This is a genomic window from Carboxydocella sp. ULO1 (assembly GCF_002049255.1).
In the GTDB taxonomy this organism is placed as follows: domain Bacteria; phylum Bacillota.
Window position 1 is genome coordinate 1 of sequence record NZ_BDLQ01000031.1, and the last position, 11,850, is coordinate 11,850.

The following is an 11,850-nucleotide window of genomic DNA, read 5'->3' on the forward strand; positions in this document are numbered from 1 at the left end:
AAACGCCGAGCGTATTCCAGGAAATCGAAGGGTGGCTAAGGCGAAGGCTACGGATGTGCGTCTGGAAACAATGGAAACGTGTCCGAACCCGATACCGTGAACTGCGGGCCTTGGGCCTACCGGAGCGAGTTGTCCATATAATGGCTAATGCCCGTAAAGGCTACTGGCGTATGTCTCGACAATTAAATAACGCCCTGAACAATGCCTACTGGCAAAGTCAGGGTTTGAAGAGTTTAACTGAACGTTATCATCGCATTCGTCAAGCTTGGTGAACCGCCGTATACCGAACGGTACGTACGGTGGTGTGAGAGGACGGGGGTTAATCACCCCCTTCTACTCGATTGTTTTGCGAGCTGGCTCCCTAATTTTGACACATACTCCTAATCTCAAGTTTTCATACCTGTTCAGAGTTCTGGCAGCATCTGTTTGATTTTCCTTATCACGAAGAATAGCTATTTCCCGTCTTTTTCACCAAGAAGTTTCTTTAGCTGCTCATTTTCCTTAGCAAGCTGCTTGTAATCAGGATAAATTTCATTAATAGTTGAATGACCCACTGACACAGATTGATGTTTGCCTTGTTTGTATTCTCTTGGCCAGCGGCTGACCATATTAGGATTCAGCTCATGCCTTCTTGCTACTATGGCATTATTTCCTGTTTCCAGCGCATCCTTAATGACTAATATCGCCTCCTAACATTTTTTAAACTATTAGTCGCAGTGTCCAAATTAGTTAGGGAGATAAAAAGGCAACCAGAAAAAATCCCGATTTACAAACTGGAAAAATAGTGCTAATATATAGTTAGCTGTATTATGTGTATTAATACGGATAGTGGGCCTGAGAAAGGAAGGGAATAAGGATGCTTCAACTGGATTTCAGGAGCAGGATGCCGGTTTATGAACAGCTTACGGAAAAAATCAAAGAGCTCATCGTCCATAACGTCCTGAAGAGCGATGAGCAGCTCCCTTCAGTCAGGGAACTGGCCCTTGAGCTTACTGTCAATCCCAACACCATTCAAAAAGCTTACCGGGAACTGGAACGCCAGGGTTATATCTATTCCATCCCGGGGAAAGGGAGTTTTGTTACGCCCAAAGAGAAAATTGACAACAGCCGGCGTCGAGAAGAACTTATGGAACAACTGAAAAAGGTAATTGCCGAATTGTTGTACCTGGGGGTTCCCGTCGAGGAAATCCGGGAGACTGTTGAAAAAACCAGAAAAGGGGGAAAGGGTACATGATTGAAGTAAGACAGCTGGTCAAGAAGTTTGGCAAACTTGAGGTGCTCAAAGGCCTGGACCTGAATGTGCACAAAGGGTCGATCTACGGGCTGGTGGGAGCCAATGGAGCCGGAAAGACTACCTTGCTCAAGCTAATTGCTGGTATTTACCGGCCGGACCAAGGAAGCATCCTGGTGGAGGGACAGCAGGTCTTCGAAAACAACCGGGTAAAGGAGAACATAATCTTTATCCCCGATGATCTCTTTTATTTTAGCCAGTATTCGATCAGGGAGACAGCGGATTTTTTCCGACAGGTTTATCCGACCTGGGATGAAGACAGGTTTACTGAACTGACGGAGGTTTTTGGCATTGATGTTAAACGCCGGGTAACCAGGCTGTCCAAAGGGATGAAGCGGCAGGTCGCTTTCTGGCTGGCTCTCTCCGTAAAGCCCCGGGTGCTTATCCTGGATGAGCCTCTAGATGGGCTGGACCCCATGATCCGCAGCAGGGTCAAAAAATTGCTGCTGGCCGATGTAGCTGAGCGTGAAATGAGCATACTCATTTCCTCCCATAACCTGCGGGAACTGGAGGATATCTGCGACTATATGGGGATTCTTCACGACGGCAGAATAATCATAGAGAGTGAGCTAGACACCTTAAAACGAGGGATTAGTAAGGTTCAGATCGCTTTTTCGGAAGGGATACCGGAAGAATTGCTAAAGGCAGAAAACATTTTGTACCACGAAAAGAGAGGTAGTGTTCACCTGTTGATTATGCGGGGAGATGAGCAGGCCATTAAAACCCAGGTGCAAGCTTTTAATCCCCTGCTGCTGGATGTGTTGCCGTTAACTTTTGAAGAAATCTTCGTATACGAGATGGGAGGGGTTGGCTATGACATCCGGAATATCCTCTAGTAAATGGGTTGTGTTTAAAAGCGCGGTGAAGAGGTTCAAATGGCTGGGAATCCTTTATGCCGTGGCATTGTTTCTAGAACTGCCTCTGGTTTTATGGATGGAGCTCAACAGAGAAAAATCCATTCAGGGAAATCTCTGGGTCGAGGTTGCTGGTAAAAGTTTCCAGTCCCAAATCTTGTTCCACCCTGTTGCGCACCTTACCAGCATAGCCGTGGCGGTGATTTTCGGGTTGATACTGTTCTATTACCTGCAAAATGAACGGGCCAGCACCTTTTTCCATAGCCTGCCCATTAAACGGTGGTCCCTTTACTGGCAAAACATCCTGGCGGGGTTGACCCTGATCTGGCTGCCGATCTTGATTAACGGGCTGTTGCTATACGGAGTTATGGCTGTTTTTGGAGTGACGGAAGTCCAGTGGCCCAATCATTATGCATATGACCCGTTAATGGAGACGGTTGATGCCAATCTTGCCAATGCCGTTTCCGTCGGTAAGCTTTTTGCTTTCTGGTTGTTCCTGAATTTATTAATGACCGGATTGTTCTATATATTTACCGTGTTTGTCGGCATGCTCACCGGCAATGTGCTGCTCCAGGGAGCATTAACCTTTATTGGCCTGATCCTGCCTTTAGGACTGTATTTACTGATAAAATTCAACCTGTGGAAGTTGTTATACGGTTTTCCGAGAGACATTGATGAAAGCACCGTGCTGTGGCTGTCCCCTCTGGTCAGATACCTGGATTATCAGAATTACCAGCTCCTGTTTAAATCACAGGCAGGATATATATGGTATGTGGTAGCTGCTGTGTTGTTCTGTCTGATTAGCCTTTTCCTTTACAGGAAAAGGCATGTGGAGGCTGCCGGGGAAACCCTGGCTGCCGGGTGGATACGCCGGGTATTCATATACGGAGTGGCGACCTGCGCGACTCTGACCGGTGGCCTGTACTTTAGCGCACTCAATGAAAGCAGCACCGGAGCATTATACCTGGGATATTTTATCGGCGGGGTGCTGGGTTATATCATCGCCGACATGATCGCCTATAAGTCCTTTCACTTTTATAGGAGATGGAAGGGGATGGTGGTTTTCGGCGCTGTCTTCATCGTGCTTCTCGCTTCAGTCAAACTGGACTTGTATGGCTATCAAAAATATGTCCCGGAACAGGATGAGGTAAAAGAAGTGTTCTTTAACGGCCTGAACAGGGATAGCGTACCGGCTGTCGAAAGTCTGAAAGGGCAGGACAACATCAGGCGGGTGCGTGAACTCCACCGGCAGATAATCAAGCTGGAAAAGGAGAACCGGAACCTGGAGAAATCTTTAAACAGGCCGATACCCGACGGTGCTTTCAGACCAGAAGAGCCTAGAAGGGTTATGACAGCTGATATAACTTATGTTCTGGACAGCGGCCGCAAGGTTAAGCGGACATACATGATTGACATGGACCGCTACCGTGAGTTTCTCTACCCCATATTCAATTCTGAGGAAACAAAGAGAAGTATCTACGGGCGCCTGTTCAAAACCGATGTGAAAAAGATAGACGAGCTAAATATAAGCAACTATCATCTGGGTAAAAGTGTCCGCATCTATAAACGGGCGGAAATAGACGAAGCTCTGGCGGCCCTGAAAAAGGATGTGTTAAATGTCTCTTATGAAGCAGCTGTGCAAAACAAGCGGCCAACCCTGGCGATGCTTGAATTTATCGCAAAGACGAGCTGGGAGAGTAAGTACGTTTACTATACTTTGAATTATTATGAGGACTTCAAAAACTTTACAGCTTTTCTGGAGAAACACGGTTATATGGAAGAACTGTTCCTGAACCCGGAGGATGTGTCCGAAATAATTGTGAAAAAAGCTGGTTCCGCTGAGACCGTGGCAGTGGAGGATAAGCAGAAGATAAAGGTACTCTTGAACTGGTGCAACCTGGAGGATGAGCGGGCCTACCTCATGAGGCAGCAGCAGCCGGTCAACAAAGGGATGGTTGAATATTACGGCAAAATAGTAACGAAAAAGGGCAGCCCCATCTTTGTTGTGTTTGATAGCAGCCCTTATGCTCAGCAGTTGATTTTTAAAATGATGCAAGAGAAGTAGAGGAACTGGGACAAATTAGTTTTCTTAGGCGATCTTTCTTCTCGTCGGTAACATTCCGCGAAGGGAAGATCGTCTTTTTTTATGTGCTGCATTTAGGAACCAGGTTTTCATTAACCAGGCGCAAAAAAGCCTGGACCGGAGCGGAGATTTTACTGTCCTTGTGCCGCAGTAGCTTGATTTCCCGGCGAATGGTGAGTTCGGGTATTTTGATCACCTGCAAACTGCCGGCACAGACTTCTTGATCAATTACAAACCGGGATAAGAGGGAAATACCCAGGTTGGCAGCTACAGCCTGTTTAATCGCCTCCAGGCTGCCGAATTGCATGGCGACTTTGATTTTTTTGCCCAGCAGTTGCAAACGTTGCTCCAGGGCAATCCGCGTACTGGAACCAGGCTCCCGCAAAATAAAGGGTTCGACCAGTACTTGTTCCAGGGTAACTGTAGTTTCCCTGGCCAGGGGATGGTCTATAGCCGTAACTATTACCAGTTCGTCATAGGTGATGGTTTTAGCTTTGATTTGGGGATGAGCAATGACTTCGCCGCCACAGAAGGCGATTTCCAGCTCATGTTGCAGCAGTTTTTGCTCGATTTCCTGGGAGTTGCTAATTTCCAGCACTACTTCTATACCTGGATAGAGCTTGCGGTACTGGCCGAGAATCCGGGGCAGCACATAAATGCCGGGGGTGGTACTGGCTCCTACCAGCAAGCGGCCTTTGCCCAGGCCTTTCAAGTCCTTGAGGGCATTTTCAGCCTCTTCCAGCTGGTTGAAAATTTTACTGGTGTAATGAAATAGAGTACGACCAGCCTCTGTCAAATAGACCTTACGGCCGAGTTTTTGGAATAATTCCAGGCCCAGCTCCTGTTCCAGATTTTTTATTTGCACAGAGATGGTAGGTTGACTGATCAACAATTCTTCCGCTGCTTTAGTAAACCCCTGGTGTTTGGCTACGGTATGAAAAACTTTAAGATAATTTAAATTCATGCTCTCACTCCTGACACATGACAAATAGTCATTGATATTATCAATTGATAACATTGAAAAGATATATTTTTATTATAGATGATTTTACTTTAAAATGAAAGTAAGCAAAAGATGGGGAGATGAGAACATGAAAGAAAAAATCAAGCAGGTACTGGCGAAGCGAGCCCAAATACAGTGGTTTCTGGCCCTGGGTTTCATCGCCTTGAATGGAGTATTGTTTTTCGTAACACCCAGGGCAGCCTATATTCCTTTTTTTGTCTTACCATTGATGATCATTAGTGTTTTTTTCTGGTCCCGGGCCTTTTGCGGCTGGGCCTGTCCACGGGCGGCTTTTCTGGAAAGAATTTTGAGCAAGGTAAGTTTAAACAAACCTGTACCCAAATGGATGAATTACTACTGGGTCAGTGTCCTGGTTTTCATTATTCTGATTTCCAGGGTAACTTATGTTGGCTTTACCAGGGGCTTGCTGGCTGCCGGCTTTCTACTCTGCCTAGTTCCTACCATTGGTGCTTTGGTAGTCGGCTGGTATAGTCCTAAATCCTGGTGTGCTATTTGTCCCACCGGTACTTTGCTGAAAACCCTTGATCGCTTGCAAATTGCCCGGTTTAAAATCGCAAAGGAGGGCAAATGTACCAGTTGTGGTGCGTGTGATCGGGTTTGCCCTATGGGAGTTGAACCTTCAAAAGTACCATTGAATAGTGGCATTGAGCAGATGAACTGTACCCAGTGTGCCATCTGTACAGCCAGTTGCCCGTACAACAGCTTGCATTTACCGGCAAGGCTGAACAATCAGATTAAACAGGGGGTAGCGGTAAGATGAAAGTGGGAATTATTCGTTGCCAGCAAACGGAAGATATGTGTCCTGGCTCCACTGATTTTGCAGTGGCACGGGAGAACAAAGGAGTTTTCAGTACCATTAATGAACCCATTGAAGTGATCGGTTTTGTTTCCTGTGGGGGTTGTCCGGGGAAAAAGAGTGTAACCCGGGCGGAAATGCTGGTTAAACGGGGGGCCGAGGCTATTGTACTGGCATCCTGTATTACCAGAGGTAATCCCATTGGCTTTGCCTGTCCACACCAGGAGACAATGATAGCGGCGATTAAAAAAAGACTTGGGGATCAGATGAAGCTCATGGATTGGACTCACTGACAGATAGCTGAGGGGAAAATTTCCCCCGGCTTTTTTTATGTTAAATATGATAAAATAGTAAAGAGAGGGGTGACTGGTAATGAAGATTACTTATAGAACAGGCATTACAAGAGTACAAACGGCTCAATTACGCTCGGGATGAATATCGAATCTTACATAATTTTTTACAGCAGGAAATAGCATTAGATGCTGACCTTAAGGCGAATCTGGAGAAGTTGCTAACCAAATGCGCTGATAGGATTGGCAGTTATACACGGGATAAGGGCAAGCTTACCAGAATCTTAAATCATTTTTTTAACTTTGTCAGTCAAAAGTATCAGCTTGATATCGAGCCGGAAGATTATTTTCCTGTCTTTAACACCCTGGAGAAAAGCGAACGTATGGTTGCTTTACTGAAATATTTACAGGAACCCCGCACCAAAAGGGAAATCGCTGAACACTTTCATATATCAGAGAGAGCGTTGAACGATGATTTGAATGTACTACAATCAGGTTTTACTTTTCTCGGTTATTCGATGAAAATAACATTGAACCGCGGCGAGAGAACCTATGATTCCACTATACACCCAATTTTCTTACCTCTGAATCTCAGCGAGGTTTATGCACTTACAGTCGGTCTGAAGCTGATGGGCCGGAATTCGGTATTCGGCGATATTTTTTACTATATCGCTGATAGTATTTTTCAGCAGTTATCATCTTATGCCAAACAACGGATAGCCGGGAAAGCAAAGGAAGTAGGTATCTCTTTTGATGAGATCCCGGCACTGGTTTACAGAGCTGAAGATGAAATTATCGCTTCCGGCAGGAAGCAGCTACTGGCCTATTTTCTCAAATCCGGTGCTCCCTGCAAGATTGAGTATAATACCAAGGCAGGGATCCGGACGATTACCGGCAAAGTAAATTATGCAAACTCAGAGGGAAAATATGAGACCAATCGAATCGTTGTTCAAAACGAAAAGCAGCAGGTAGAAATCGACTATGCTCAAATTCTCAGCATCCAGTTTGCCCGCTCTGAAAAATGAAGCTGAGCTTCCTTAACTACCTGAAGCCGCAATGTTAGAATTAAGAAAAAAACAAGGAGGTATGGCTGATGTTAGTTGAGGAACTGAAAAAACTTGCAGAAAAAATCCAGCAGGGACAATGGCCCAAACTGGCCAGAGGGGAGCACTTGTGGCAGGGGGCGGATGTGATTATCGCTCCTAAGCTGACTGAAAGTCTGAAGGAGTGGGCTGGCGATGACTGCCTGGTGCTGGACTGGTCGGGTTTACACAGAAAAAACAGGGTTCTGATTATCTCTGAACATGCCCGGGAGCTAAGCGCTCTATTTTACACACTCCGCGATTTGTGCAATGATTTTATCGACTTCAGCAATAAATATTATTTTTATGGACAGCTCACTCTTCAGGCCCGGGCGGCCATAACAGCCGGCGCGGATTTGCAGACCATCTTGCTGGCAGTTGTCGCAGAAGCGCAAAAACTGGCCATTCTTATGGCAGGACGATTGTACTTTGCCTACGGCTCCAATATGGACGAGATGCAAATGGCTGAACGCTGTAAGAGTGCTATCCTGCTCGGCAAGGCTCGCCTGGAAAAATATAAATTTTTAATTAACTCAAGAGGTGTAGCCAGTATTATCCCGGACGAAAACAGCTTTGTAGAAGGAGTTGTCTGGAGTCTGGCCGAACAGGATGAAAAGGAGCTGGACAGGTTCGAAGGAGTGGCGAAAAACTATTATTATAAACAGGAAATTCCGGTAAGGATAGAGGAAATAGAGGCGCATGCCCTCGTTTATATTGCAGTCGATCAAACCCCGGGTCAGCCTCGTCCCGGCTACCTGGAAAAAATCCTGACAGCGGCGGAGAAATTCCAGTTCTGCCCTGAGTATAGCAAGGAACTGGCAGGCTGGTACAGTGCATAGACATAGATAGATTTTTTCTATTGACATATATATGTATATATAATAGAATATAATGTACCCTGTAAATCAGGCTGGAGGTACCCGTAATGGCAGACAAGCAACAGGAAAAAGTAGTGGCAGAAAATCGCCAGGCCCGCTTTGAATACGAAATCCTGGAGGTCTATGAGGCCGGTCTGGAGCTCAAAGGCACAGAAGTCAAAAGCCTGCGAGCTGGCAAGGCCAACCTTAGGGACAGCTTTTGCCTGATCAAAAATGGTGAAGCCTGGGTCCACAACCTGCATATCTCTCCGTATGAACAGGGTAACCGTTTCAATCATGATCCCACCCGGGTGCGGAAATTGCTCCTGCACAAACATGAAATCATGAAACTGTTTGGGGCCATTTCCCAAAAGGGGCTGACTATCGTCCCCCTGAAAATCTATTTTGCCCGGGGGAAAGCGAAAATGGCTATCGCCCTGGCCCGCGGCAAAAAGCTGTGGGACAAACGCCAGGACATGGCCGAGCGGGATGCCAAACGGGAAATTGAACGGGCTTTCCGCGACCGGCAACGTCAATAAGGGGGCGTACTGGTTTCGACGGGGGCTGAATGAGCGTCAGTAGCGAGCCGGGGTTCCATCTGCCCGTCAAGACGGTGGGAAAACAACGAATGCCAACGAAAATTACGCTTTAGCTGCTTAATTTCAGCTAACCTCCAACCCTCTGGGCTCCGGGTGAGGGCTTGGGGGTCACATTGACGGAGCTGGCCTGGCCCCAATTCTCGGAGGGGTGAGGCGAGATTAATCGAGATAGCTGCGGAAAAGCCTGTCGGTGGGCGTTTCGGCAGCGAAAGGTAAAACACCTGACTGCGCTCGGAGAAGCTGGCGTGGGTTCGCCTTCGGACAGGGGTTCGACTCCCCTCGCCTCCACCATAGAAAACCCTAACAGTAAGTTTTACGTCTAAGCCGTTATCCTTAGAGTGTAAAACTACTACTGAATCAACATATTCCTGTAATACCTGCTTTTTATCTTCATCGTTATCGGAGAAAAGCAGGTATTTTTTATTTTCCAGTACTTAATAATTATTGCCTCATCAAAATGATGGTGGATAGCAAGATGGGCGCAGCAGCATAAAACAGCGGGTACGCGGTTCGTTATTGCTCATCCAAACCCTTACGGGTTTCACATACCCGCAAACCGTTATATGAAAGACTATGCCTTTTAAATATCAATCGTCAGGAAATTTAAAGAGGATAAAAGAAAAAATTTGAGATAATTTTAGCAAAGTATTATATGAGCATAATATCAATATTCTGCGTTTGAGAGAAGTGTTTTTTTCAGTTAAAAATTCCCCCTTTAGTTTTAAAAAAGATATTAATATTTATACTTTTCTTGAACCCATCGTTTGGTTTCTTTTAATCTTTCTAACAGCCTGAGAAGGTATTCTTCATAACTTAATTCGACTAATGCTGTCTCTTCTTCAAAATATTCTTTATTTCAGTTGTTTTTTAGTTGTGTAGCATATTTTTGTATTATATATATATTTTTGTAGATGAGAGTAGGATGATGATTAAATGTGGTATAATAATTCTGAGGTGAGATTTATGAATACAGCTAAGAGTATTTTATTAAAATTAATTGATGAAATTCCAGAAAGTCAAATACGAGAAGTTATTGATTTTATTTTATTTTTAAAAAATAAGCAGGATAATCAGGTATTCAAGGATTTATTGTCTGCCAGTGAGAGCAGTATAGATTTTTGGAACAATGATATTGATGATGAGGTATGGAACAATGTATAGGCAGGGCGATATCTTATTAATTCCTATTCCTTTTAGTGATTTGACTTCCAACAAAAAACGCCCTGTCCTTGTTTTATCTAATGATAATTATAACAGCAGAACAGAAGATATAGTGGTTGCGGCTATTACATCAAACCTTACAGCAAAGGATTATATTGTAATGCTTACCAGTAGCGACCTTGATGAGGGAACCTTGAAGGTGGATTCCTGTATAAGGGTGGATAAAATTTATACATTATCTCAAAGTATTGTTATAAGTAAGTTTGGTGCTGTGAAAAAGCATATTATTGATGCAGTAAGGGAAAAACTTTATGAGTTAATCTAAAATAACCTTAAATAATTTAGCGGAATTGCAGCGAGTAGTTTCTTGGAAAAGAGAAAGCATATATGAAAATTAAGAGAAGCCTTGTTGACGACTTCTCTTTTTTGAGGTTGTGGCTTCGAATGTATATGGTTCGCCTCCGCCACAAAGCCAACCAGGCCGCATTTCCGGAATATAACCGGAAACTGCGGCCTTTATTATGTTTATTTTTAAACCCAATTTGATATCATAACTGCAATCATTCGCCTAATATTTTAAAAATTGAGAAAATAGGAAATTTTTTATCATGCTGAGTTATCATAATCGCAGATCGGCTTCTATTGACTTAAAGCATGTTTGCACAGCAGAAAATTAGCTGTTATGCTCTTTAGTATAAAGAGAAGTGGGATTTGAGAAAAATATAGTGAGGTGACAAAAAATGAAGACTATGAAGGCCTTTGTTATGAAGCGCATTGGTGAAGTTGGATGGCTTGAAAAACCCGTGCCTCCCGATCCAGGTCCAAACGATGCTATTATTAAGCCAACTGCGGGTTTGGTTTGTACCTCAGATGTCCATACTGTGGAAGGTGCAATCGGCGAGAGGGAGAATCTTACCCTCGGGCACGAAGTTGTAGGTGTTGTTTACAAGGTGGGTAGCGAAGTAAAGGGCGTAAAAGAGGGGGATCGGGTTGCTGTTGGTGCGATAACACCCTGTTTTAAATGTGAAAACTGCTTGCGAGGTTTTCCTTCTCAGTGTACAGACATGTTAGGTGGGTGGAAATATGCCAACGTTAAGGACGGCACCTTTGCGGAATACGTCCATGTAAACGATGCCGATGCTAATTTAGCTATCATTCCTGACTCTGTCAGTGATGAAGCGGCAGTCTACACAGTAGATATGATGTCAACTGGTTTCATGGCAGCTGAAAATGCCGATATTCCATTAGGTGGTACTGTAGCAATTTTTGGACAGGGACCTGTGGGACTGATGGCAACGGCAGGGGCACGATTGCTTGGTGCAGGTCTAATTATTGTTGTGGAGGCTGTCCCCAAACGTCAGGAACTTGCTAAATATTTTGGAGCTGATATTATCGTCGATTTCACTAAAGTAGACCCGGTGGAGGAAATTTTAAGGCTGACAGACGGAAAGGGAGTTGATTCTGCGATAGATGCAGTTGGGTCGCAAATTATTTTTGAGTCCTGCGTAAAAGCTACTCGACCCGGTGGTACCATTTCCAATGCGGGTTACCACTCAAAGGGCGATTATGTTATGATTCCCCGGTTAGCCTGGGGTGTAGGGATGAGCGATAAAACTATTAAAACAGGATTGTGCCCGGGTGGAAGGATACGCCTGAGCCGCTTACTCAGGCTAATTGAGACAGGAAAAATCGACCCAACGCCTTTAACTACTCATAAATTCTCGTTTGGTGAATTGGAAAAGGCCTTCCATCTGATGAAAACAAAAGAAGATGGAGTGATTAAACCGCTTATCATTTATTAATCAATTAAGGG

The 11,850-nt window shown here is 44.8% G+C and carries 14 protein-coding genes and 1 other RNA gene; 13 read left to right on the forward strand and 2 right to left on the reverse strand.

Annotation, left to right across the window (positions count from 1 at the left end; genetic code table 11):
- Positions 1-272 (forward strand): group II intron maturase-specific domain-containing protein (locus tag ULO1_RS05990; protein WP_278308212.1); only part of this gene is annotated, 272 nt, incomplete at its 5' end.
- A gap of 180 nt (positions 273-452) precedes the next feature.
- Here the strand turns inward: ULO1_RS05990 and ULO1_RS05995 are convergent.
- Complete coding sequence (locus ULO1_RS05995; protein WP_079906329.1) at positions 453-683, reverse strand: transposase; 231 nt, start codon at positions 681-683, stop codon at positions 453-455.
- Between the two features lie 173 nt (positions 684-856).
- On the opposite strand from ULO1_RS05995, the gene ULO1_RS06000 reads away from it, so the two are divergent.
- Genes ULO1_RS06000 through ULO1_RS06010 form a run of 3 tightly spaced genes read left to right on the forward strand, consistent with a single transcriptional unit; the run spans position 857 to position 4,210 of the window.
- Positions 857-1,234, forward strand: a complete 378-nt coding sequence (locus ULO1_RS06000; protein ID WP_079906330.1) for a GntR family transcriptional regulator — start codon at positions 857-859, stop codon at positions 1,232-1,234.
- Entirely contained in the window at positions 1,231-2,127 is an 897-nt protein-coding gene (locus ULO1_RS06005; protein WP_079906331.1) for an ABC transporter ATP-binding protein, read from the forward strand. The genes ULO1_RS06000 and ULO1_RS06005 overlap by 4 nt, the downstream gene beginning before the upstream one ends.
- Positions 2,105-4,210 (forward strand): DUF6449 domain-containing protein, encoded by a 2,106-nt coding sequence (locus tag ULO1_RS06010; RefSeq protein ID WP_079933162.1) that lies wholly within the window; start codon positions 2,105-2,107, stop codon positions 4,208-4,210. Before ULO1_RS06005 ends, ULO1_RS06010 begins: the two co-directional genes overlap by 23 nt.
- A 79-nt stretch (positions 4,211-4,289) precedes the next feature.
- Here the strand turns inward: ULO1_RS06010 and ULO1_RS06015 are convergent, their stop codons facing one another.
- Positions 4,290-5,192, reverse strand: a complete 903-nt coding sequence (locus ULO1_RS06015) for a selenium metabolism-associated LysR family transcriptional regulator (RefSeq protein WP_159446838.1) — start codon at positions 5,190-5,192, stop codon at positions 4,290-4,292.
- 127 nt (positions 5,193-5,319) lie between these two features.
- Here ULO1_RS06015 and ULO1_RS06020 point away from each other — a divergent pair, with 127 nt between their 5' ends.
- The 9 genes from ULO1_RS06020 (at position 5,320) to ULO1_RS06060 (ending at position 11,839) form a co-directional block, all read left to right on the forward strand.
- Positions 5,320-6,012: a 4Fe-4S binding protein gene (locus ULO1_RS06020; RefSeq protein ID WP_159446839.1), complete on the forward strand. Its 693-nt coding sequence runs from the start codon at positions 5,320-5,322 to the stop codon at positions 6,010-6,012.
- On the forward strand, positions 6,009-6,341 hold the full coding sequence (locus tag ULO1_RS06025; RefSeq protein WP_079933165.1) for a CGGC domain-containing protein: 333 nt from the start codon (positions 6,009-6,011) through the stop codon (positions 6,339-6,341). Before ULO1_RS06020 ends, ULO1_RS06025 begins: the two co-directional genes overlap by 4 nt.
- Before the next feature lie 215 nt (positions 6,342-6,556).
- On the forward strand, positions 6,557-7,363 hold the full coding sequence (locus ULO1_RS06030) for a hypothetical protein (protein WP_079933166.1): 807 nt from the start codon (positions 6,557-6,559) through the stop codon (positions 7,361-7,363).
- A 68-nt stretch (positions 7,364-7,431) separates the two neighbouring features.
- Positions 7,432-8,259: a gamma-glutamylcyclotransferase family protein gene (locus tag ULO1_RS06035; RefSeq protein WP_079933167.1), complete on the forward strand. Its 828-nt coding sequence runs from the start codon at positions 7,432-7,434 to the stop codon at positions 8,257-8,259.
- Positions 8,260-8,345: 86 nt separating this feature from the next.
- Entirely contained in the window at positions 8,346-8,816 is a 471-nt protein-coding gene (smpB, locus tag ULO1_RS06040; protein ID WP_079933168.1) for an SsrA-binding protein SmpB, read from the forward strand.
- Positions 8,817-9,167, forward strand: a transfer-messenger RNA (tmRNA) gene (gene ssrA, locus ULO1_RS06045).
- A 672-nt stretch (positions 9,168-9,839) separates the two neighbouring features.
- Positions 9,840-10,037 (forward strand): DUF2281 domain-containing protein, encoded by a 198-nt coding sequence (locus tag ULO1_RS06050; RefSeq protein ID WP_079906361.1) that lies wholly within the window; start codon positions 9,840-9,842, stop codon positions 10,035-10,037.
- The gene (locus tag ULO1_RS06055) at positions 10,030-10,362 is read left to right on the forward strand and encodes a type II toxin-antitoxin system PemK/MazF family toxin (protein ID WP_079933169.1); all 333 of its coding nucleotides are present in this window, start codon (positions 10,030-10,032) and stop codon (positions 10,360-10,362) included. Before ULO1_RS06050 ends, ULO1_RS06055 begins: the two co-directional genes overlap by 8 nt.
- Positions 10,363-10,777: 415 nt before the next feature.
- On the forward strand, positions 10,778-11,839 hold the full coding sequence (locus ULO1_RS06060) for an NAD(P)-dependent alcohol dehydrogenase (protein WP_376738156.1): 1,062 nt from the start codon (positions 10,778-10,780) through the stop codon (positions 11,837-11,839).
- The last annotated feature ends 11 nt before the right edge of the window (positions 11,840-11,850 follow it).